General features: G+C 71.3%; 17 protein-coding genes. 14 read left to right on the forward strand and 3 right to left on the reverse strand.

Features of this window, described 5'->3' with window-relative positions:
* Positions 1-10: 10 nt before the first annotated feature.
* From EDD31_RS08720 to EDD31_RS08745, 6 genes are all read left to right on the forward strand, one after another.
* Positions 11-1,537, forward strand: a complete 1,527-nt coding sequence (locus EDD31_RS08720; protein ID WP_245991082.1) for an amidase — start codon at positions 11-13, stop codon at positions 1,535-1,537.
* A gap of 121 nt (positions 1,538-1,658) precedes the next feature.
* Positions 1,659-3,236: an amidohydrolase family protein gene (locus tag EDD31_RS08725; RefSeq protein WP_123303807.1), complete on the forward strand. Its 1,578-nt coding sequence runs from the start codon at positions 1,659-1,661 to the stop codon at positions 3,234-3,236.
* A 58-nt stretch (positions 3,237-3,294) separates the two neighbouring features.
* Positions 3,295-4,638: a type III PLP-dependent enzyme domain-containing protein gene (locus tag EDD31_RS08730; protein WP_170163255.1), complete on the forward strand. Its 1,344-nt coding sequence runs from the start codon at positions 3,295-3,297 to the stop codon at positions 4,636-4,638.
* A gap of 446 nt (positions 4,639-5,084) precedes the next feature.
* Positions 5,085-6,764, forward strand: a complete 1,680-nt coding sequence (locus EDD31_RS08735; RefSeq protein WP_483964265.1) for a flavin monoamine oxidase family protein — start codon at positions 5,085-5,087, stop codon at positions 6,762-6,764.
* A 61-nt stretch (positions 6,765-6,825) separates the two neighbouring features.
* Positions 6,826-7,617: a carbon-nitrogen hydrolase family protein gene (locus tag EDD31_RS08740; RefSeq protein ID WP_123305355.1), complete on the forward strand. Its 792-nt coding sequence runs from the start codon at positions 6,826-6,828 to the stop codon at positions 7,615-7,617.
* Positions 7,618-7,737: 120 nt separating this feature from the next.
* On the forward strand, positions 7,738-8,235 hold the full coding sequence (locus EDD31_RS08745) for an Lrp/AsnC family transcriptional regulator (protein WP_123303809.1): 498 nt from the start codon (positions 7,738-7,740) through the stop codon (positions 8,233-8,235).
* A 57-nt stretch (positions 8,236-8,292) separates the two neighbouring features.
* Here the strand turns inward: EDD31_RS08745 and EDD31_RS08750 are convergent, their stop codons facing one another.
* Positions 8,293-8,967 (reverse strand): TetR/AcrR family transcriptional regulator, encoded by a 675-nt coding sequence (locus EDD31_RS08750; RefSeq protein ID WP_123303810.1) that lies wholly within the window; start codon positions 8,965-8,967, stop codon positions 8,293-8,295.
* Positions 8,968-9,146: 179 nt separating this feature from the next.
* Here EDD31_RS08750 and EDD31_RS08755 point away from each other — a divergent pair, with 179 nt between their 5' ends.
* The 4 genes from EDD31_RS08755 (at position 9,147) to EDD31_RS08770 (ending at position 16,705) form a co-directional block, all read left to right on the forward strand.
* Positions 9,147-12,002, forward strand: a complete 2,856-nt coding sequence (locus EDD31_RS08755; protein ID WP_170163256.1) for an MMPL family transporter — start codon at positions 9,147-9,149, stop codon at positions 12,000-12,002.
* Positions 11,999-14,344 (forward strand): YhgE/Pip domain-containing protein, encoded by a 2,346-nt coding sequence (locus tag EDD31_RS08760; protein WP_123303812.1) that lies wholly within the window; start codon positions 11,999-12,001, stop codon positions 14,342-14,344. The genes EDD31_RS08755 and EDD31_RS08760 overlap by 4 nt, the downstream gene beginning before the upstream one ends.
* A 53-nt stretch (positions 14,345-14,397) precedes the next feature.
* Positions 14,398-15,636: a MalY/PatB family protein gene (locus EDD31_RS08765; RefSeq protein WP_123303813.1), complete on the forward strand. Its 1,239-nt coding sequence runs from the start codon at positions 14,398-14,400 to the stop codon at positions 15,634-15,636.
* Positions 15,637-15,703: 67 nt separating this feature from the next.
* Entirely contained in the window at positions 15,704-16,705 is a 1,002-nt protein-coding gene (locus tag EDD31_RS08770; protein ID WP_123303814.1) for an acetylxylan esterase, read from the forward strand.
* 128 nt (positions 16,706-16,833) lie between these two features.
* Here EDD31_RS08770 and serC read toward each other — a convergent pair whose 3' ends face one another.
* Positions 16,834-18,006, reverse strand: coding sequence for a phosphoserine transaminase (gene serC / locus EDD31_RS08775; RefSeq protein ID WP_123303815.1), 1,173 nt, complete (start codon positions 18,004-18,006; stop codon positions 16,834-16,836).
* Positions 18,007-18,092: 86 nt separating this feature from the next.
* On the opposite strand from serC, the gene deoC reads away from it, so the two are divergent.
* The 4 genes from deoC (at position 18,093) to EDD31_RS08795 (ending at position 21,532) form a co-directional block, all read left to right on the forward strand.
* On the forward strand, positions 18,093-18,776 hold the full coding sequence (gene deoC, locus EDD31_RS08780; RefSeq protein WP_123305357.1) for a deoxyribose-phosphate aldolase: 684 nt from the start codon (positions 18,093-18,095) through the stop codon (positions 18,774-18,776).
* 2 nt (positions 18,777-18,778) lie between these two features.
* Positions 18,779-19,519 (forward strand): metal-dependent transcriptional regulator, encoded by a 741-nt coding sequence (locus tag EDD31_RS08785; RefSeq protein WP_123303816.1) that lies wholly within the window; start codon positions 18,779-18,781, stop codon positions 19,517-19,519.
* A gap of 151 nt (positions 19,520-19,670) precedes the next feature.
* Positions 19,671-20,498: a C40 family peptidase gene (locus EDD31_RS08790; RefSeq protein ID WP_211336095.1), complete on the forward strand. Its 828-nt coding sequence runs from the start codon at positions 19,671-19,673 to the stop codon at positions 20,496-20,498.
* 113 nt (positions 20,499-20,611) lie between these two features.
* Positions 20,612-21,532 (forward strand): universal stress protein, encoded by a 921-nt coding sequence (locus EDD31_RS08795; RefSeq protein ID WP_123303817.1) that lies wholly within the window; start codon positions 20,612-20,614, stop codon positions 21,530-21,532.
* An 85-nt stretch (positions 21,533-21,617) separates the two neighbouring features.
* Here the strand turns inward: EDD31_RS08795 and EDD31_RS08800 are convergent, their stop codons facing one another.
* Positions 21,618-22,166 (reverse strand): type 1 glutamine amidotransferase domain-containing protein, encoded by a 549-nt coding sequence (locus tag EDD31_RS08800; RefSeq protein WP_123303818.1) that lies wholly within the window; start codon positions 22,164-22,166, stop codon positions 21,618-21,620.
* Positions 22,167-22,260 lie beyond the last annotated feature (94 nt).

Genomic DNA, 22,260 nt, shown 5'->3' on the forward strand with positions numbered 1-22,260 from the left:
GAGGTGCCCGGTGAGCGATGAGCTGACCGGCCGCACCGCCGCGGACCTCGCCGCCCTGCTCCGGGGCGGCGCGGTCTCCGCGGCCGAGGCCATGGACGCCCACCTGCGGCGCATCGAGGCGGTCAACCCCGCGGTGAACGCGGTGGTCGACCTGCAGGCCGAGCGGGCGATCGCGGGTGCGCGGGCCGCCGACGAGCATCGCTCGGCCGGTGGCCGGCTCGGGCCGCTGCACGGACTGCCCGTGGCGCACAAGGACCTCATCCCCGCCCGGGGTTTCCGCTTCACCCAGGGCAGTACCTTGCACGCCGAGCGGGTGGCCGAGGTCGATCACGTGGTGGTCGAGCGTATGCAAGCGGCCGGTGCGATCTCCGTGGGCAAGACGAACGTGCCCGAGTTCGGGCTCGGCTCGCACAGCTTCAACGCCGTCTACGGCGTGACCCGCAACCCCTGGGATCTCAGCCGCACCGCCGGCGGATCCAGCGGCGGGGCGGGTGCAGCGCTCGCCGCCCGCATGCTGCCGCTGGCCGATGGGTCCGACACCGGCGGATCACTGCGGAACCCGGCCTCCTTCTGCGGGGTGACGGCGCTACGGCCCTCCCCGGGCACCGTGCCCTCGTGGCCGGACGCCCACCCCTTCGGCCGGCTCTCGGTCAAGGGACCCATGGGCCGCGACGTCGCCGATGTGGCCCTGCTGCTCTCGGTGCTCACCGGGGGTGATCCGCGAGCGCCGCTGTCGGTGGGGCTGCCGGGGGCGGTGCCCAGCACGGCGGGGGTTCCAGGGCTGCCGGCGATTCCAGGGCTGACACCCGAGAACGGCGAGGCGCCCGACCCCTCGCCGGGCCGGCCGCTGCGCGTGGCCTGGACGCCCGACCTGGCCGGGCTCGCCACGGTCGCCTCCGAGGTGACCGAGGCCCTCATCCCGGTGGTCGAACGGGCCGCGGACGCGCTGGGTTGGGAGATCGCGATCGACTGCCCCGACCTGCGGCCGGCCCTGGAGAGCTTCCGGGTGCAGCGCGCACTACAGATGGAGGCCACCCTCGGCCCGCTCGAACGCGAGCACCCCGGCCTGCTCAAGGACGACGCGGTGTGGAACCTGGAGCAGGGACGCCGGCTCACCGGCTCCGATGTGGCCGCCATGCTGCGCGCCCAGGCCGGGATCCAGGAGCGGATGCGCGAGTTCTTCGGCCGCTACGACCTGCTGCTCTCCCCGGCCTGCCAAGTGGCGCCCTTCCCCGTGGAGGAGCGCTACCCGCGCGCGATCGACGGCGCGGAGATGGCGAACTACCTGGACTGGATGACCCTGCCCGCCGCGATCACCGGCACCGCCTGCCCGGCGATGTCCCTCCCGGCCGCTTTCACCGCCGGTACCCGCCTGCCGGTGGGCCTGCAGGTGGTGGGCCCCTTCCGGCAGGAGAGGCAGCTCCTGGGCCACGCCTGGCAGCTGGAGCAGGTGCTGCGCGAGGGCGACCCGTCCCTGGGGTGGGCACCCCAGATCCCGGAGGGCACCATCTGCGATCCTTTCCCGGAGATTCACTGACCACCCTGACTGACCCGGTTGTTGTGCCCGCTCGCCCGACCCGCTTGTTCTGTGCCCGCCCTGCCGTTCCCGCTCGCCGGTCGCTTCGCTCGGCCGACGCACTTTCTCAGGAGACCCCCGTATGACCAGCTCCCCGTCCTTGCTGCTCACCGGCGCTCGCGTCATCGACCCCGAGACCGGGCTGGACGGCATCCGCGACGTCACCGTCGAGGGCGGAAGGATCGTGGCGATCACCGCGCCCACGGGTGCCGACGGCGTTGAGTCCGGCGGTGCGGCCCCTGGTGCCGGAGGTGGTGGCGCTCGCGGCGACGGCGCTGGGGGCGGAGCGCCTACCGTCGTCGACCTCGGCGGTCTGGTCCTGGCGCCCGGCTTCATCGACCTGCACTCCCACGCCCAGACGGTCAACGGGCTGCGCATGCAGGCACTTGACGGCGTGACCACCTCCCTGGACCTCGAGGCCGGCGCGCTGCCGGTGGACCTGACCATCGCCGACGCCGCGGCCGAGGGCCGGCCCATCAACTACGGCTACGCCGCCAACTGGCTGCTGGCCCGCCTGGAGCAGCTCGACGGCGTCGACGTCTACGACCGCGTCATCCGCGACTCCGCCGTCGCCCTCGCCGAGTCCCTGCCCGGTGCTACCGGCTGGCGCGTGCCGGCGGCGCCCGAGGGCGTGGGCCGGGTGCTCGACCGGCTGGAGGAGAACGTGCGCGCCGGCGGCATCGGCGTCGGCATGCTGCTGGGCTACGCGCCGGACTCCGGCCGGGTGGAGCTGCTGCAGCTGGCCAACCGCGCCGCCGAGCTGGGCTTCCCGATCTTCGTGCACGGCCGCTACGGCGCCGGTGACGATCCGCGCTCCGCGGTGGAGGGACTGCTCGAACTCATCGGGGTGGCGGCCTCCACCGGCGCGCAGGTGCACCTGTGCCACGTGAACTCGACCTACTCCGGCGCGGTCGATCTCGTGCTCGACGCCGTGGCCGAGGCGCAGGCCAAGGGCGTGCGGGTGACCACGGAGGGCTACCCGTACCACGCGTCATCCACCTCGATCAGCGCAACCTTCCTCGATCCTGAGGAGTTGAAGTTCCGCGGACGCCCGGCCACCGACATCCGTTATCTCGGCACCGGGGAGCGCGTGGCCAGCTACGATCGCCTCGCCGAGATCCGGGCAGCCGACCCCACCGGCGCCGCCGTCATCGACTACCTCGACCCCGACGACCCGGCCTCGATCGGAAAGCTCTACCGGGTGCTCACCTTCCCCGGCACCGCCTTCGCCTCCGACGCAATGATCATGCAGACCTCCGGCGTGCGGGACAGCGAGGAGCTGCTGCGCGGCTGGCCGCTGCCCGAGGGGGCCTTCGCGCACCCGCGCTCGGCCGGCTGCTTCACCCGGGCGCTGGGGCACATCTCGCGGGAGCTGGGCCTGATGTCGCTGAACTCGGCGATCGAGCGCTCCACCCTGGTGCCGGCCCAGATCCTGGAGGGTGCGGTGCCGGCGATGCGCCGCAAGGGCCGGGTGCAGGTGGGATGCGATGCGGACCTGACGATCTTCGACCCGGAAACGGTGATCGACCGCGCCAGCTTCGAGGAACTCGCTCCGGCCGAGGGCATCCGGCACCTGCTGGTGGGCGGGGAGTTCGCCATCCGCGACGGCGAGCTGGACCCGGCGGCCTTGCCCGGCCAGGCGGTCCGCGCCGAGGTGTAGCCCGGACGGGGGAGGGTGGCAAGGCCGGCTCCGGAAGAGGAAGGGGATGATGGTGGCGATGACTTCTGAGCAGCAGGCGACGTCCGATCAGCAGGTGCCCGCCTGGCGGGAGGTGCTCACTCCGCATCTGGTGGACGTCGACCCGAGCGATAAGCACTGGTCGCCGCGCCTCCACGATGAGTCCGTACCCGTCTCGGCCCTGCCGACACCCTCGCTCACCCTCGACGTCGACATCGTCCAGCAGAACCTTGCCGCCATGACCACGTGGTGCGCCGAGCAGGGCGTGGATCTCGCGCCGCACGGCAAGACCACCATGTCACCGGCGTTGTGGCACTGGCAGCTGGCGGCCGGTTGCCGGGCGATCTCCGTAGCCAACGGTTTCCAGGCGCGCATTGCCCGCCGCGCCGGAATCCCGCGCGTCGTGATCGCGAACGAGGTGATCTCTGTGGACGCCCTCACCTGGTTGGGCAGCGAACTGGCGACGACGGCGGCAGCGGAGTTCGACGTCGTGTGCTGGGCCGACTCAGTGGCCGGCGTCGAACGCATGACGGCTGCACTGGCCGCGGCCGGGTTGGGCGCTGGGAACCCGGCGGCCGGATCAGGTGCCCAGGACGACGACCCTGCTCCGGCGCCGCGACGCCTCGGCGTGTGCTTGGAGTTCGGCGCCCCCGGTGCGCGGACGGGGGTACGCAGCGCCGCCGTCGCCCGCGAGGTGGCGGCGGCGGTCCACGCCTCCCCGGTGCTGGAACTGCGTGGCGTCGCGGGCTATGAGGGCAGCGTCACCGGCGCCGACCCGGCCGCCCGGCTGGCCGCGATCCGCGAGTACCTCGCCCAGATGCGCGCGCTCTTCCTCGAGTTGGCGCCAACCTTCGAGACTGATGCTCCGGTGCTCAGCGCGGGGGGATCGGAGTGCTTCGACCTGGTCGCTGAGGCCTTCGCCGGCATCGACCAGGACGTGTCGGGAGCCCGCGCGCTGCTGCGGTCCGGCGCCTACCTCGTGCACGACCATGGCCACTACGCCCACATCACCCCGGCCGTTGCTCGCGGCGCCGGCCCGCACCTCGACGGTGCTGTGACCGCTCGCGCGCAGGTGCTCTCCACTCCCGAGCTGGGCCTGGCCCTCCTCGATGCCGGCAAGCGCGACGTCCCCTACGACATCCACCTCCCCACCGTGCTCCGGGTGGAGCGCGCCGGGGTTGAGCTCGCCCTCGACCCGAATGCGCTCACCCTGACCGGCACCAACGACCAGCACGCCTACGTCGAGGATCCCGAGGGACTGCTCGCCGTCGGCGACATCGCCACCCTGGGGCTATCGCACCCATGCACCATGTTCGACAAGTGGCGCACGGTGCTGCTCACCGAACGCGGCGCCGTCCTGGGGGCCCTCCCGACCTTCTTCTGAGGCACTTTCTCCAGGCTGCGCCTCGCCCTCCGCCGATTCCCCGCCTTCCCGCCTTCCCGCCTTCCCGCCTTCCCGCGATTCTGCTCACTCATCGTCGGAATGGGGGCGGCTCGCTGCCCTCAGAGTGACATTTCGTGAGCACAATCGCCATGGGTGCTCCGGCTCAGCCCAACGCCCAGCCAGCTCAGCCAAACGCCCGGCCCGTCCCAGCGCCCGCCCCGCGCTCCCAGCGCCCTGGCGTCGGCGCCCAGCGCCCGACCTGCCCCGCCATCAGTCCTTGACGTAAACAGTGCGTTAATCCACGCCTCTCGCCGGAAAAATTCCCGTAGGGTACCGCTGTGGTCACGATCCCTACCGATGCGCCCCGCACGCCAACCAGCACGACAGCCAGCGCCCCAGCCGGCACCGAGGCCCCGCCCTCGCGTTCTGAGCGCGATCGGGTAACGATTTTCGGCCCGGACTTCCCTTTTTCCTACGACGACTGGCTCGCCCACCCCGGTGGCATCGGCAGCGTCCCGGAGAGTGCGCACGGCACGGAGGTCGCTGTCGTCGGTGGCGGGATCGCCGGCCTCGTGGCGGCATACGAACTGATGCGCTTGGGCCTCAAGCCGGTGATCTACGAGGCCTCACGCCTCGGCGGACGTCTCCGCTCCGAGCCCTTCGACCTCGAGCGCCCCGAGATCGTCGCCGAGCTGGGCGGCATGCGCTTCCCCATCTCCTCGGCCGCCTTCTTCCACTACGTGGACCTCCTCGGCCTGGACAGCAAGCCTTTCCCGAACCCGCTCACCCCGGCCGCCGACTCCACCGTCGTGGACCTGGGCGGCGAGACCTTCTACGCCGAGGCGCTCGAGGACCTGCCCCCGCTGTTCGCCGAGGTGGCCGCGGCCTGGGATGGCGCGCTGGAAACCGGGATGAACCTCTCCGGCCTGCAGCAGGCAATCCGCGACCGCAACGCCACGCGGCTCAAGGAGATCTGGAACGCGATCGTCCCGGTGTGGGATGACCGCTCCTTCTACGAGTTCGTCGCCTCCGCGCCGGAGTTCCAGCGCCTGTCCTACCGCCACCGCGAGGTCTTCGGTCAGGTGGGCTTCGGCACCGGCGGCTGGGACTCGGACTTCGCCAACTCGATGCTTGAGATCCTGCGCGTGGTGGTCACCGAGTGCGACTCCAACCAGGAACTCATCGTCGGCGGTGTCGAGCAGCTCCCGCGCGGCCTGTGGCACCGGCCCGTCGACGACGCCGCGCACTGGCCGGCCGGCACCTCCCTGGCTTCCCTGCACGGCGGCGAGCCCCGCGGCGCGGTGGCGGCCCTGCGCCGCACCGAGGATGGCCGCATCGCCGTCACCGAGGCTGGCGAACGTGCTGCGGCTGGCCCGGACGCGCCCGGCGAGCCCACCGGCGTCACCCGCACGTATGACGCGGTGCTGGCCACCTGCCAGACCTGGCTGCTCAGCACCGAGATCGACTGCGACGAGTCCCTGTTCTCCCAGGATCTGTGGATGGCGCTGGACCGCACCCGCTACATGCAGTCCTCCAAGACCTTCGTGCAGGTCGATCGCCCCTTTTGGAAGGACATCGACCCCGAGACCGGGCGCCGCCGCCTGTCCATGACACTCACCGACCGCCTCACTCGCGGCACCTATCTCTTCGACAACGGCCCCGACAAGCCCGGCGTGATCTGCCTGAGCTACGCGTGGATGTCCGATGCGCTGAAGATGCTGCCGCACACCCCCGAGCGCCGCGCCGAACTGGCCCTGGGTGCGCTGGAGAAGATCTACCCCGATGTGGACATCCGCTCCCACATCATCGGCGATCCCATCGCCATCTCCTGGGAGGCCGACCCCTACTTCCTCGGCGCCTTCAAGGGCGCGCTGCCGGGGCATTACCGCTACAACGTGCGGATGTACTCCCACTTCGTGCAGCGCGAGCTGCCCGCCGCCGAACGCGGCATCTTCCTGGCCGGTGACGACGTCTCCTTCACCCCCGCCTGGGCCGAGGGTGCGGTGCAGACCGCGCTGAACGCCGTCTGGGGGATCATGGATCACTTCGGCGGCGCCTCCCACCCGGACAACCCGGGCCCGGGCGACGTCTACGACGAACTCGGCCCGATGGAGCTCCCGGAGTAACCGGAGCCGGCTGGATTCACGCCGGGATCACGCGAGAGACGGAGGGACCATGGCAGAGACCGTGCGGCTGGCGGTGGCGCAGACCCCGCCGATCCCCGGCGATGTCGCGGTGAACCTGGAGCGCATCGACGCCCTCGCGGCCCGCGCGGCGCAGTCCGAGGCGGATCTGCTGGTGCTACCCGAGATGGTGCTGACCGGTTACGCGATCGGCGCCGAGCAGGCCCGCGCGCTCGCCGAATCCGCCGACGGGCCCTCCGCGCGGCGGATCGCCGGCATCGCGCGCAGCCACGGTGTCGCGATTGCCTACGGCTACCCGCGACTGGCCCCGGGCGGCGCGGTGCACAACGCCGCGGCGCTCATCAACGATGAGGGCGCCCAGGTGCTGAATTACGCCAAGACGCACCTCTTCGGTGACGTCGATGCCGGCCAGTTCGCCGCCGGTGAAGCGCTGCCGACGACGGCGCAGTGGCGGGGTTGGTCGGTGGGTCTGGCGGTCTGCTACGACGTCGAGTTCCCGGAGGTCGGCCGCTGGCTGGCCGATGCCGGCGCCGATCTCGTGCTCGTCCCGACGGCGAACATGAGCGGTTTCGATGAGGTCTCCCGCCTGCTGGTGCCGGCCCGGGCCCTGGAGAACGGGATGTTCGTGGCCTACGCGAACTTCTGCGGCTCCGATGCGCGCTTCGACTACGGCGGGCTCAGTGTGGTGGCCGGGCCGGATGGAAAGCTGCTCGCCGAAGCCGGGCGCGGCGAGGAACTCCTGTTCGCCACCCTCGACCCGGCGGCGCTGAGCGCGGCGCGCGAGCGCTACACCTACCTCGCCGACCGCCGCCAGAACCTGCACCCCGGCCCCTGACGGCGCCGGGGCCCGGAAGTGCCGGGGTGTTCGGCGCTGTCCGGCGCCTGGCCCTGCGGTGGTGTCCCACGGGCGTGCCTCACCGGCTGGCACATGAGCGGGCAGCGGTAGGGTCGAGCAATGGTCAGTGTTCCGGTTCCCGGATCCTCGAGGCTGCATCGCCTTGAGGATCCGATCGATGTCGCCATCGTGCGGGAACTCTCGCAGGACTCCCGTGCGACGCTCTCCCAGCTCTCCGACCGGGTGGGCCTGTCCATCTCCGCGGTGCAGACCCGGGTGCGGCGTCTGGAGGCGCGTGGCGTCATCATCGGCTACCGCGCCATCATCGAACCGGACGCCGTGGGCAAGCAGCTCGCCGCCTTCATCGAGATCAGTCCGCTGGATCCGGCTCAGGCTGACGACGCCCCCGAGCGCCTGGAGCACCTCACCGCGATCGAGGCCTGCCACTCGGTGGCCGGGGACTCTTCCTACATGCTCTTCGTGCGCGTGGAGACCCCCCGCGACCTCGAGGAGCTCATCCGGGACATCCGCCAAGCCGCCTCGGTGAACACGCGTACCACCGTGGTGCTGCAGACCTTCTACGAGGGCCGCCCGTTGGAGATCGCCCCGCCCGAGTGACGCGTGTGCGCCACCGGCCTCAGGCCCGGCGGCCTCAGGCCCGGCGCAGCGCAGGTCTTAGGCCGGGCGCAGGATCAGCTGGGCCAGCTGGGGCATCGCGGAGGACGGCGTGCCGCTGAGCATCTCGTGCCGGGCCTCGGCAAGGTAGACCTGCTCCAGCACCTGGACCGCCTCGTCCTGGTCAATGGCGAAGCGCATGCCCAGGCGGCCGAGCACTCGTTCCAGCACTCCCGCGAGTTCGGTGCCGATCTGTTCTTTCTGCGCCAGATAGGCGGCCGCGACATCGGCATCCCGCATGGCCAACAGCTCGAACTCCATCATCACCAGGTGCCAGGCGCGCTCATCGGGCCCTTCAGGGGTGACGGCCTGCAAGATGGCCTCCACCGCGTGCGGGTTGACGCGATCCCCTGAGACGGCGTCGTCGCCGAGGTCGGCCACGGCCTGCTCCAGGTGGGCTAGACGGCGCCGCACATCGCGTTCGATGACGGCAAGATAGAGCTCCTCCTTGGTTGAGAAGTTGGAGTAGAAAGCTCCCCGGGTGAAGCCGGCCGCCTCGCAGATCGCCTCGATGGAGGCGCCAGGCACGCCGTGGCGGGAGAACACGGTGAAGGCGGCGTCGAGCAGGCGCTCGCGGGTGCGTTCCCGCCGTGCCGACACCGGGCGGATGGCCGCACTGCCCAGGTCTGGCCGGCCGGTCCCGGGTTCCGCCGGCACCGCCGTCGTGTCGCGCACGTAACACCTCCTGGAACTCCGGCCCGCTTGTCGCCGTTCAGCCTAACGGATACATTTCTGTATCGGATACATTCGTGTATCAACCGGTGGGCGGTCGTGCCGCAGCCGGGTCCATGGCACCGGAGCCGGGGAGCCGGGCCTCGGCACCCCGGGGGTGCCCCAGCACTTCGGGAGCGTGCGTGTCTTCAGTCCTCTATCGGATCGGCCGGTGGTCCGCGAGCTCCCGGCGCCTGGTGCTGCTGGGCTGGGTCGCGGTCCTCGCGCTCGCCGGAGCGATGGCGGGCTTCCTCGGTGAGGGGCTGGATGACGAAGTCTCCATCCCCGGCACCGAGGGCCAAGACGCCATGGAGCGCCTGAACGCCACCTTCCCGGAGATGGCCGGAGCCTCCGCCAGCCTGATCGTCGTCGCACCGGACGGCGCCGACATCACCGACGCCGACTTCGCCGAGGCCATCGATACCGCCACCGAGACGATCGAAGACCTCGAGCAGGTCGACGCGGTCACCCCGCTCGACGAGGACGAAGGCGCGCTGATCTCCGATGACAGCCGCGCCGCCATGCTCTCCATCACCCTGGACAGCGACCAGTCCGACGTCATGGACTCCACTCTCGAGGCTCTGCTGAACGAACGGGACGCGCTCGAGCAGGCCCTGCCAGAAGGCTCCGAGGCGGAGATGGGCGGGGAGATCTTCAACATGGAGTTCCCCGGCGTGGGCCTGATGGAGGTCGCCGGCGTGGTCATCTCCTTCGTGGTGCTGCTCATCACCCTGGGGTCGGTCGTGGCAGCCGGGCTGCCCCTGCTGACCGCGTTGCTCGGCGTGGGCGTCGCGGTGCTGCTGGTCTTCGCCGCCACCGCGCTCGGCCCGGTCAACTCCACCACCCCGATGCTGGCCCTCATGCTCGGCATGGCGGTGGGCATCGATTACGCCTTGCTGCTCATCGCCCGCCACCGCGAGGAGCTCGGCAAGGGCGGCGAGGTCATCGAGTCCGCGGCGCGGGCCACCGCCACGGCAGGATCGGCCATCGCCTTCGCGGGCGTCACCAACGTCATCGCCCTGCTGGGTCTGTCCTTCGCCAACATTCCGTTCCTGACCATCATGGGCGTGGCCGGTTCGGTGGCCGTTGCGATCGCGGTGGCCATCGCCGTCACGCTCGTGCCCGCGCTGATCGCCTTCTCCGGGGAGCGCATGCGCCCGCGGGCCGCCCGCCGGGCCCGCGCCGAGGCTGCAGCAGCAGAGACCGGTGCCGCCGCCGCGCCCTCCGGTACCGAGACGCCCCGCGCCGAGGAGGCCCAGTCCTCCGGCCCGTCGCCGAGCCGCTTCTTCACCGGCTGGGTCAAGGCGGTCACCCGCTTTCCGGCACTGACCATCGCCGTGGTGGTCGCCGGCATCGCGGTCCTCGCCTTCCCGGCCACCGACCTGCGCCTGGCAATGCCCGGGGCCGGCTTCCTGGACGAGGAACACCACGCCCGGCACGCCTACGAACTCACCGAGGAACACTTCGGCGAGGGCTACAACGCCGTGCTCATGGTCACCGCCACCATCGTCACCAGCGATGACCCCCTGGGGGTGATCGAGGACATCGCCGGCGAGATCGAGGAGCTCGACGGTGTGGTGGAGGTGCCGCTCGCGGTGCCCAACCCCTCGGCCGACACCGGCATCATCCAGGTGGTGCCCAGTGGCGGACCCGAGGCCCTGGAGACCGAGGAACTGGTGCGTGACATTCGCGCACTGCGCCCGCAGATCGCCGAGGACTACGGGGTCGACATCGCCGTCACCGGCTTCACCGCCATCACCATCGACGTCTCCGAGCAGCTCGGCGATGCCATGCTGCCCTTCGGGATCGCGGTGGTCGGGCTCTGCCTGATCCTGATGATGATGATCTTCCGCTCGGTAGTGGTGCCGATCAAGGCCAGCCTGGGCTACCTGCTCTCCGTGGGAGCCGCCTTCGGCGTGGTCACCCTGGTCTTCCAGGACGGCTGGGCCGCCGATCTGCTCGACGTCCCCCGTCTCGGCCCGGTGATCTCCTTCATGCCGATCATCCTCATGGGCGTGCTCTTCGGCCTGGCCATGGACTACGAGTGCTTCCTCGTGGCCCGGATGCGGGAGGAGTACGTGCGCACCGGCGATGCCCGCCAGGCCGTCGTCCGCGGATTCCAGGGCTCGGCCAAAGTGGTGACCGCGACCGCCACGATCATGGTCGCGGTGTTCTTCGGCTTCGTGCCCGGCGGGGACATCTACCTCAAACCCATCGCCCTCGGCCTGGCCGTGGGCGTGGCCGTGGACGCCTTCATCGTTCGCATGACCCTGGTGCCCGCGGTGATGACGCTGCTCGGCCGCAATGCCTGGTGGATCCCGCGCCGTCTGGACCGCATCATGCCGTTCTTCGACGTCGAGGGAGAACGGCTGGAGAAGCAGATCGCGCTCACTGACTGGGCGCCGCAGACCGCGGCGGCCGCACGCGAGTTGGTCATCAACGCCCCGAACTCCGACGACCCGTGGATCGGGCCGGTGGAGTTCAGCCTCGCCGAGAACGGTGCCCTCGGGATCAAGAGCCGCTCGCGCGCCGCCGTGACCGCCGTGGTGCTCGCCGTGGCCGGGCGGCTCGCTCCCGATACCGGTGACCTCAAGGTGACCGGCCTGGTGCTGCCCGACCGCTCCGCCGCCGTGCGCCACCGGGTGGCGGTCATCGACGCGGTCAACGCCCCCGACGTTCCCGCGGAGCTGCGCCGTCTCGCCGCCCAGGCGCGCCGCACTCAGCAACGCAGCACCCCCCGCCCCGGCCGGCTGCGCATCGTGGTTCTCGACCGCGCGGACGTCCTGACCGACCCCACGGCACGCCGCGCCGTCGCCGACCGGCTGGCCGAACTGCGCGCCGCTGGCGTCGCCGTCGTTCTCGGGCTGCCCGGCGCGGGCGCTGACGCCACCCGGCGCCTGCAGGAACTCGCTCCCGACGCCGCTCTGATCGACCTCGACGCCGTCTCCGCGCACCCCGATCCCGCCGGCTCCCGGCTCCAGGAAGCGACAGCCTCATGAACGTCCGCCTGACTCCCGCCCGCATCCTCTCCCTGCTGGTGGTGACCGTGCTGCCCCTCGGCGTGCTCGGCGTCCTGCTCGCCGGCCTGTGGTCACCCACCGACCGGCTGGACCGGGTGCGCGCCGCGATCGTGAACGAGGACGAACCTGTCGAGGTCGAGGACCAGACTCTGCCCTTGGGCCGGGAACTCGCCGGCGGACTGGTCGATGGCGGCGATGGCGAGGTGGGCGACACGAACTACACCTGGGAGGTCACCAGCGCCGAGCGCGCCGCCGAAGGCCTCGAGGACGGCACCTTCCACGCGGTGGTCACCATCCCGGAGAACTTCTCCGCCGCCGCCACCTCCGTCATGGTGGATGAGGAATGGCCCCGTCAGGCCACCATCGACGTCACCACCCCGCCCGGCGGCCGCGTGCTCGACGAGGCACTGGCCCGGATCATCTCCGCCACGGCGCTCGATGTGCTGGGCGAGACGCTGACCGAGACCTACGTGGACAACCTGCTCCTCGGCTTCTCTACTCTGGCCACCGAGCTGGCCGAGGCCGCGGACGGCGCAGACCAGCTCGCCGAGGGGAACGCCGAGGCCGGTGAGGCGGCCGAAGCGCTCGCCGAGGGCGGCGAGGGTCTGGCCGGCGGCGCTCGCGACAGCGCCTCGGCCGCGTACCAGCTGGCCGACGGCGCCGGGGAGCTCGGTGCCGGGGCCGCCGAACTCGGTGCTGGGGCGCGGGAGCTGGGCGGCGGGCTCGACGAACTGGCCGGCGGAGCCGGGGAACTGGCCGGCGGCGCGCGGCAGCTGGCCGGAGGGGCCGGCGAACTCGCCGGGGGAGCCGAGGAACTCGCCGGTGGTGCGGGCGAGCTGGCCGGAGGGCTCGGCGAACTTGCCGGGGGAGCCGAGGAACTCGCCGCCGGGATGGCGGCCCTGGATCAGGACGTCGCCCTCTTGCCACCGGCGGCCACCGATCTGGCGGCCGGCGCCCAGCAGGTCGCCGACGGCATCGGGGCCTTCGTGCCCGATCCCGCAGTCATCCTCGAGGCCGTGGGCTGCGGCAGCGCGCCGCCGCAGCTCCCCGGCGGTCCGGAACTCCCGCCGCCGTCCGCGGAGGACTGTGAGCAGATCGCCGCGCTGCTGGAGGAGAATCTCGCAAGCATCTTCGCCCCGGTCATCGAACTCCAGGACGGCGCAGACCAGGTGGCCAGTGGCATGGCGGCCTTCGCCGGTGTCCCGCCTGCACAGGGCGGCCCCACCGGGCTGTACGAACTCTCCGCCGGTGTCAGTGGCCTGAGCTCAGGCGTGGGGGAGCTGGCCGGCGCCACTTCCGAGCTGCCCCCGGCGGCCGGCGCGTTGGCCGGAGGCGCGGAGGAACTCGCCACCGGTGCCACCGAACTCTCCACCGGCCTCCAGGGCCTGGCCACCGGGATCGACGGCGTGGCCGGTGGGGCTGGTGAGTCGGCGGGTGCCGCCCGGCAGATCGCCGGGGGCGGCGATGACCTTGCCGGCGGTGCCGCTCAGCTCGCGGATGGCGGGCAGCAGCTGGCCGGCGGGCTGGGCGAACTCGGCGAGGGTGCCGAGGAGATCGCCGAGGGAAACAGTGAGCTCGCCGGTGGGCTGGAGGAGCTCGCCGAGGGCAACGCCGAACTCGGCTCGGGGCTGCGTGAAGCGACAGAGGAACTACCGAACTACGACGAGACCGAGCGCAACGAGATCGCCGACGTCGCCGCCGCGCCGGCCTCCGGGCCCGGCATCGACGGCCTCACCGGGGCTTCCACCGGCGCGCTCTTCGCCATCCTCTCCCTGTGGCTGGGGGCCCTGATGCTGCTCCTGGTCCTGCCCGCCGTGCCGCCCGGGGCGCTGGGATCCACCCGCACCTCGGCCGAGCTCGCGCTCCGTGCCCTGGCCCTGCCGGTGGCGCTCGGTGCGGCCGGGGGCGCTGGGGTGGGCGTCCTGCTCGCGGCGGTCGAGGGGCTCAGCCCGGCGCGGTGGGTGGGTGTCATCGGCATCTCGACGTTGATCGCCGTGTGCTTCGTGACGGTCAACCAGGCCCTGGCCGCGGCCTTCGGTCATGCCGGCCGCTGCGTCTCGGTGCTGGTCGCGGTCGTGGCGCTGGCCACGGGTGTGGTGGCCACCGCCCCGGGCTGGCTCCTGATCATCGGCGACGTGCTGCCGGTGGGCCCGGCGCTGCAGGCGCTGCTGAGCGCGGTGATCCCCGCGGCCGGGGGGTGGCTCTTCGCCCTGGTGCTGCTGGTGGCGTGGACGGCCGCCGGTCTTGGCGTCTCCACGCTGGCCATCGCCCGGCGCCGGGTGCTCCGGCCGCGGCAGGTGCTGGCGAGCGCCGCAGCCTGAGACAGGACGGATGCGGCGTGCCGGTGGCCGTCGCGGCCTGAGATGATGCGCCGGTGACTGAGACCTCCCATCAGGATCTGCACGCCCAGTTCGACGCGATCACCCCGGAGCGGCTACGCGACGTCGGCTCGGTGAAATGGTCGACCTTCCCCGGCGCCGTCGGTGCCTTCGTGGCCGAGATGGACTACGGCACCGCGCCGGAGGTGACCGCAGCGCTGCACGAGACCATCGAGCGCGGGCTCTTCGGCTACCTGCCCGACGCCGTCGCCCAGCGCATGTCCGAGGCGAGCGCCCGCTGGCATGCCGACGCCTACGGCTGGCAGGTCGATCCCGCCCGGATCCGGCCCCTGTCCGATGTGCTCACCGGGCTGGACGCGGTGATCGAGCACTACTCCGAGCCGGGATCCCCGGTCATCCTGCCCACGCCGGCCTACATGCCCTTTCTCAAGCGCCCGGTGATCAAGGGCCGCGAGATCATCGAGGTGCCGATGGTCCTCGACGGCGCCGGGCAAGGTCGGAGCGGGCGCTACGTGTATGACCTGGACGCGCTCGATGCCGCTTTCGCCCGAGGCGGGCACCTGCTCATCCTGTGCAACCCGCACAACCCGGTGGGGCGGGTGCTCGAGCGCGAGGAACTGCTCGCGATCTCCGAGGTGGTCGAGCGCCATGGCGGCCGGGTGTTCTCCGACGAGATCCACGCGCCCCTGGTGTTCGAGGGGTACCGGCACGTGCCCTACGCGTCGATCAGCGAGACCGCCGCCGGGCACACCGTGACGGCCACCTCGGCGTCGAAGGCCTGGAACCTGCCGGGGCTGAAGTGCGCGCAGCTGGTGCTGTCCAATGACGCCGACGTCGCCACCTGGCGCAAGGTGGGGCAGGTGTACGAGTCGGTGGCCTCCACCCCCGGTGCGGTCGCGGCCGCGGCGGCACTGGATCACGGCCGGGACTGGCTGGCCGGGGTGATCGCCTACCTGGACGGCAACCGCCGTCTGCTCGCCGAACTCGCTGCCGAGCATCTGCCCGGCGCCGTGGTGTACGTGCCCGAGGGCACGTACCTCTCGCTGATCGACTTCCGGCCGGTGACCGGTGACGACGGCGCTCCGCTGCTCGGGGACCACCCGGCGCAGCACTTCCTCAAGCAGGCGCAGGTGGCCATGACCGACGGCGCCCTGTGTGGCCAGGCGGCGCGCGGCACGGCCCGGTTCAACCTCGGCATGCCGCGGCCGGTGCTGCGCCGCGCCGTCGAAGCCATGCGCGCCGCCCTGCCGCGTGAGGTAGCCCAGCGGCCGTGACCTCGGCATCTGTACCTCGGCGGGAGCATGGCGCCGACCCCACCACGACGTGACGTCAGGAGAACCTGTGGCCTTCTTCGATCTGCCCCTCCCGGAGCTGGAGAGCTATCTGCCCGAGCTCGATGAGCCGGCCGACTTCGACGAGTTCTGGGCTCGCACGCTCGCCGAGACCCGGGAGCACGACCTCGCCCTCGCCCTCGAGCTGGTCGAGACCGGCCTGCCGCTGGTCGAGCACTTCGACGTCACCTTCGCCGGCTTCGGCGGTCACCCCGTCAAGGCCTGGCTGTCCCGACCGGCCGGTCCGGTCGAAGGCCCGCTGCCCGCCGTCGTGCAGTTCCTCGGCTACGGCGGCGGGCGTGGGCTCGCCCTGGAGCATCTCACCTGGGCGAACGCGGGCTACGCCCACCTCCTGGTGGACACCCGCGGTCAGGGGTCGCGATGGGGGAGCGGCGGGCACACCCCAGACCCGGCCGGCTCAGGCCCATCGCTGCCCGGATTCATGACGCGCGGCCTCACCGACCCGCACGAGCACTATTACCGCCGCGTCTACACCGACGGCGTGCGCGCCGTCGACGCCATGCGGGCACTGGAGTGGGTGGACTCGGAGTCGATCACGGTGACCGGGGCGAGCCAGGGTGGCGGTATCACCCTGGCGGTCGCGGGCCTGGTCCCCGGTCTGCGCGCCGCCATGCCCGACGTGCCATTCCTGAGCCACTTCCGCCGCGCCATCGGCCTCACCGACGCGATGCCCTACGGCGAGGTTCGTGAGTACCTGGCAGTGCACCGCGATCGGGTCGAGCAGGCCTATCGCACGTTGTCCTACCTCGACGGCGTGAGCTTCGCACGGCGCGCTCAGTCACCGGCCCTGTTCTCGGTGGCGCTCATGGACACCATCTGCCCGCCCTCGACCGTCTACGCGGCCTTCAACCACTGGGGTGCCGAAGCCGGTGCGGGCGCCGTTGCCGAGGGGGAGAAGGAGATCGCCGTCTACTCGCACAACGGCCACGAGGGCGGTGGGACGCACCAGCTCGCACGCCAGATCGCCTGGCTCGCCCACCAGCTCCGCTGACGAGCCCCACCCCGGCCGAGCGCGCCACGTACTCGTGATCGCGCCACTCACAGGGGCCCGGGGGTGGCGCGTTCGCGAGGAACTGGCGCGATAGACGACCCGGACCGGGTAACCGGCCCCCGGGGCTGTCAGCTGAGCCCGGCGTCGTTCCGGTGCTCGATGACGTAGTCCAGGCATTCGGTCAACGACTGCACGTCCGCGGGCGCCATGGCGGGGAACATGCCCACTCGCACCTGGTTGCGCCCGAGCTTGCGGTAGGGCTCGGTGTCCACCACACCGTTGGTGCGCAGCTGCGCCGTGACCCAGGCGGCGTCCACCGACTCGTCGAGGTCGATCGTGCCCACCACGGGGGAGCGCTGCTCGGCCTCGGCCACGAAAGGCGTGGCGTAGTCGCTGCCCTCGGCCCAGTCGTACAAGATTGCGGAGGATTCGGCGCAGCGGCCGGCAGCCCACTTCAGACCGCCGCGCTCGCGGAGCCAGTCGATCTGTTCGGCGAGCATGATGAGCGTGGCCACAGCCGGGGTGTTCAAGGTCTGATCCTTGCGAGAGTTCTCCAAGGCTTGCCCCAGATCCAGAAAGTCCGGTACCCAGCGCGCGGCAGTCAGCTCCTCGATTCGCTTCACGGCAGCGGGGGAGCACAGGGCCAGCCAGAGCCCGCCGTCGCCGGCGAAGGCCTTCTGGGGTGCGAAGTAGTAGACGTCGGTCTCCCCGACGTCCACCTGCGCGGCTCCCGCGATCGATGTCGCGTCCACCAGGGTCAAGGCGCTCGCCGGCCCGAGTCGCCGCACCGGGGAGACCACGCCCGTCGAGGTTTCATTGTGCGGGTAGGCGTACACGTCGGGGGCCGGAGCGGAGGCCTCTGGCTGCTCGCCGTCCTCAGTGGTGCACAGCGCCAGGGAGCCCGCGTCAGCCCGGCGGATATCCGACGGCCCCAGGAAGGGCGCACGATCGGTCACCGCGGCGAACTTCGAGCCGAACTCCCCGAAGGCGGCGTGCTGGGCGCGCTCGCGCACCAGGCAGAACGCCGCAGCATCCCAGAAGGCTGTGGTCCCGCCGTTGCCGAGCATCACCTCGTAGCCCTCCGGGAGGTCGAAGAGCTCGGAGAGCCCTTCGCGCACCCGCCGCACCAGGCCGCGCACCGGCGCCTGGCGGTGTGAGGTGCCCATCACGGTGGTGCTCAGCGCCGCGACCATCTCCGCCTGAGAGGGACGCACGCGTGACGGCCCCGAACCGAATCGCCCGTCGGCGGGGAGCATCTCGGTGGGAATCGGGACGACGTCATCAGGTTCCAGTTCGGCCATACCTCTAGCATGGCAGCGTGAGCGCCAATGCAGCCCCTCTGTCCGCCGAACTTCTCGACGCCGCCGCGCACCGCCTCGGCGCGCCGATTACCGCCGCCACCGTCGCGCGGCTGATCGATCACACTCTGCTCAAGCCCGGAAGTACCAGTGATCAGGCGCTCGCGCTCTACGCCGAGGCCCGCGAGCTCGGCGCCTACGCCGTCTGCATCTCGCCCTCGCTGCTCCCTCTGGCCACTGACGGCGACGGCACCGACCCCGCGGCGCCGCTGATCGCCACGGTCTGCGGCTTCCCCTCGGGTGCTCACCATCACGAGATCAAGGCTGCTGAGGCGGCCCGTGCGGTGGCCGACCGCGCCGCCGAGGTGGACATGGTCATCGACCTCTCTCTGGCTCTGCAGGGCCGCTTCGACGCCCTGCAGACCGAGATCGCGGCGGTGCGTGAGGGCGCGGGCTCGGCGGTGCTGAAGGTGATCATCGAGTCCGCCGCCCTGGACGCCGAGGCGATCGTCGGCGCATGCCGTGCGGCGGAATCGGCCGGTGCGGACTTCGTGAAGACCTCCACCGGCTTTCACCCGGCGGGCGGCGCGAGCGTCAGTGCCGTGGAGATCATGCACGCCACCGTGGGCGGGCGCCTGGGCATCAAGGCCTCCGGCGGTATCCGCACGGCCGAGGATGCGCTACGCATGATCACCGCCGGTGCCACGCGACTGGGACTCTCCGGTTCGCGCGCGATCCTTGACGGCCTGCCATCCGAACCCGCGGAGTCCTGAACATGACCGATCTCATCGACACCACCGAGATGTACCTCAAGACGGTCTACGAGCTGGAGGAGGAGGGCGTGGCGCCCTTGCGTGCCCGCATCGCCGAGCGGCTCGGGCACTCCGGGCCCACGGTCTCCCAGACCGTCGCACGTATGGAGCGGGCAGGTCTGCTGCACCTGGCCTCGGACCGCCAGATTGAGCTGACCACGGCGGGCCGGGACAAAGCTGTGCGGGTGATGCGCAAGCACCGCCTGGCCGAGCGCCTCCTGGTGGACGTGGTCGGCCTCGATTGGGCGTTGGTGCATGAAGAGGCCTGCCGCTGGGAGCACGTGATGAGCGAGCAGGTCGAGCGCCGCCTCGTCGAGATCCTCGATCACCCCCACATCGACCCCTACGGCAACCCCATCCCCGGCCTCGATGCCCTCGGCGAGCCGGTGGGAGACGCCGTGCTCGCGCCGGGCGGCACGGCCGTGACCGGGCTGCGCGCGCTCAGTGAGGTCGTCGAGGAGATCGCGGCCGGGCCAGCCAGCCGGGAGGCACGTGCGATCGTGCTGCATCGCATCGGCGAGCCCTTGCAGGTCGACGTCGAACTCTTGGAACGGATGGCCGATGCCGGCCTCAAGCCGGGCTCCCAGCTGGAGTTGCGGGTGTTCGCCAGCGGCGATGTCGTCACTTTGCACGCCCCCGGCGCGGACATGGAACTCGAGGTTCCCGATGAGGTCTCCCGGCACCTTTTCGTTGCACGTCCGTGATCTGGGCCACCACTCCGTGACCGATATGTGACAAAAGTGCGTCTGGGGCGCTACGGTGATGCCGTTCCGTGACCCTCCACGCGGAATGTTCCGGATGGGCCTCCTCCTCAGCCGCCGGAAGACCCCCTGCTCGAGGAGAGGTTCATACCCTGTGAATGCTCAGACTGAGATTCGCCGCCACCGCGCGGCTGGTCGTCCGCGGACGCCGCTGACGTCCCTCGCTTCCGGAGCCCGCCGCGGCGCCTTGGTTGCCGCCTCATCCTCGCTCGCGATCACGATTGCCGCGTCGGCAGCAGCTGCCGCCCCGGACACCGCCGCTCGCACGGCCCTGCCGAAGGTCGCGGACATCACGTCCACCGATCTCGTCAATGACGCCTTGAGCAACTCGCCCTCGTTCTCCGTCCCCGCGGACGCCGAGTACGTGACCGGCCCGCGCGCCTCGGTGGCTTTCACCGCGGCCCCGGAGACCCCAGCGCTCGCTGCCCCGCAGGCCCCGGCCCCGCTGGAGCCGGCCGTTGAGGCCACCGTCGCTCCGGAGCCCGCCGCCGCCCCGGCCGCGGAGCCCGCTGCTGAGGAGCCGGCCGTCGAGGCTGCCGCAGAGGCGCCGGCCGCTGAAGAGCCCGCCCCCGCCGCGGCCTCCTCCGCCATCGGCGACCAGATCGTGGCGATCGCCCGGCAGTACAACGGCACCCCGTACGCCTTCGGCGGTTCGACCCCAGCAGGTTTTGACTGCTCCGGCTTCACCCAGTACGTCTTCGCCCAGGTCGGCATCTCGATCCCGCGCAGCTCCGGTGCTCAGCAGGGCGCCGGCCGCGTGGTCTCGGCCGCTGAGGCTCGCCCCGGCGACCTCGTCTGGGCTCCGGGTCACGTCGGCATCTACACCGGCAACGGCAACCACATCGCCGCTCGTAACCCCAGCTCGCCGCTGCACGAGTCGCCGATGTACCGGAACTTCACCTTCATTCGCGTCGCAGGCTGAGCACGCCGCGCCAGCGATCGCACAACGACGCCCCGACCTCGTGGAGGTCGGGGCGTCGTGCGTTATACAGTAGGAAAATCAAGGTCAACGGCCCGTCAACCAAGGAGGCGGACATGGCCCACGAGAACGTGATCGTGGTGGGAGTGGACGGGTCCGAGGCCAGCCTCGGGGCCCTGGAGTGGGCAGCCGCCGAGGCCGAACGCACTGGCTGGCGGTTGCACATCGTCTGCGCCTACGCCCTGCCCTCCTTCACCGCAGCTTCCCTCGACGGCGGATACGCGGCCATGGACGACTCCACCATCCACGCGGGTGCTCAGAGCGTGCTCGACGACGCCGCCGTCCGGGTGGCTGACCGCGGGCTCTCGGTCTCCACCGCCCTCGAGACGGGCGATCCCGCCGGCGTTCTGGTCGATCTCTCGCGCGAGGCCTCGATCGTGGTGGTCGGCTCCCGGGGCCGGGGCGGATTCGCTGACCGGCTCCTCGGCACGGTCTCCTCCACTCTTCCCGCCCACGCGCACTGCACGACCGTCGTGGTGCCCCTGCGTGGGGGCCGTCAGGTCACGCCGGTGCGGCGGATCGTGGTGGGCGTCGATGGTTCGGACTCTGCCCGCGGAGCCCTCAAGCGCGCCATCAGCGAGGCTCGGCAGTGGGACGCCGAACTCTCCGCCGTCTCGGCCGTACCGGTGCCCACCGGCGCGGGCCTGGCGTGGCTTCCCGCCGCCGTCGACCGCGGCGACGTGCTCACCGACGTCCGCGCCGGCCTGCGGCTGGCGATCGAGGCCGCTCTCGGTGATGAGGTCATGGACATCCGCCAGCTCGCTCTGGAGGGCAACCCCGCGGCGCTGATGTCGGAGTTCTCCACTGCCGTCGATTTGATCGTGGTGGGCTCCCGTGGTCGTGGCGGTTTCGCCGGGTTGCTGATGGGCTCCACCAGTCAGGCGGTGCTGCATCACGCGGTGTGCCCGGTGATGGTGGTGCCGACACGCTCGGTGAAGGACGAGGTCGGGCCGGCCGACGTGCCCTGGGAACACTGACCCTGGCCCGCGCTGTCGGGTGCAGGCAGCGCAAAGCCCCGGCGGCCTTGTTCAGCAACGCGCCGGGGCTCTGCGGCCAGGATTGCTACGCGGTCTGTTCCGCGTGCTTGCCCTCCTCGATCTCCTCCACGAGCTTGTCGTTGAAGGCGGGCAGGTCGTCCGGGGTGCGGCTGGAGACCAGGCCGGCGTCGACCACGACCTCCTCATCGACCCAGGTGGCGCCGGCGTTGCGCAAGTCCGTCCTGAGCGAGGGGTAGGAGGTGATGGTGCGGCCCTGGAGCACATCGGCGTCGGTGAGGATCCAAGCGCCGTGGCAGATGACCCCCACCGGCTTGTGCTGCGCGAAGATCTCGCGGGTGAAGCTCACCGCGTCTTCGTCCATGCGGAGATGGTCGGCGTTCGACGTGCCGCCGGGCAGCACCAGAGCGTCGTAGTCACCGGCGTTCACTTCGCTGGTGGTCTTGTCGACCGTGGCCTCGTGCCCCTTCTTGCCGGCAATCGTGCCGCCCTTCGGGGCGATGAGCACCGCCTCGGCGCCGTGCGAGGTGACGGCTTCCCACGGGCTGGTGAGCTCGCTGTCCTCGAAACCGTCTGTCGCCACGAATGCGACCTTCTTGCCTGTGAGGTGACCCATGAGACTCCTAACGTGCGCTGTTCTCCCGGGCGCAGAGGGTGCGCCCGGCGATCACTTCACGCTAGACACCTTGACGGAGCTCCGCACGCCGGGA

Origin of the sequence: Bogoriella caseilytica (genome assembly GCF_003752405.1) — a bacterium.
In the GTDB taxonomy this organism is placed as follows: Bacteria; Actinomycetota; Actinomycetes; order Actinomycetales; family Actinomycetaceae; genus Allobogoriella; species Allobogoriella caseilytica.

Excerpts from the sequence above, each read along its gene's own strand:
- EDD31_RS08725 (WP_123303807.1), top strand. The coding sequence starts at position 1,659 with ATGACCAGCTCCCCGTCCTTGCTGCTCACCGGCGCTCGCGTCATCGAC.
- EDD31_RS08730 (WP_170163255.1), top strand. The coding sequence starts at position 3,295 with ATGACTTCTGAGCAGCAGGCGACGTCCGATCAGCAGGTGCCCGCCTGG.
- EDD31_RS08745 (WP_123303809.1), top strand. The coding sequence starts at position 7,738 with ATGGTCAGTGTTCCGGTTCCCGGATCCTCGAGGCTGCATCGCCTTGAG.
- EDD31_RS08760 (WP_123303812.1), top strand. The coding sequence starts at position 11,999 with ATGAACGTCCGCCTGACTCCCGCCCGCATCCTCTCCCTGCTGGTGGTG.
- serC (WP_123303815.1), bottom strand. The coding sequence starts at position 18,006 with ATGGCCGAACTGGAACCTGATGACGTCGTCCCGATTCCCACCGAGATG.
- EDD31_RS08785 (WP_123303816.1), top strand. The coding sequence starts at position 18,779 with ATGACCGATCTCATCGACACCACCGAGATGTACCTCAAGACGGTCTAC.
- EDD31_RS08795 (WP_123303817.1), top strand. The coding sequence starts at position 20,612 with ATGGCCCACGAGAACGTGATCGTGGTGGGAGTGGACGGGTCCGAGGCC.
- EDD31_RS08800 (WP_123303818.1), bottom strand. The coding sequence starts at position 22,166 with ATGGGTCACCTCACAGGCAAGAAGGTCGCATTCGTGGCGACAGACGGT.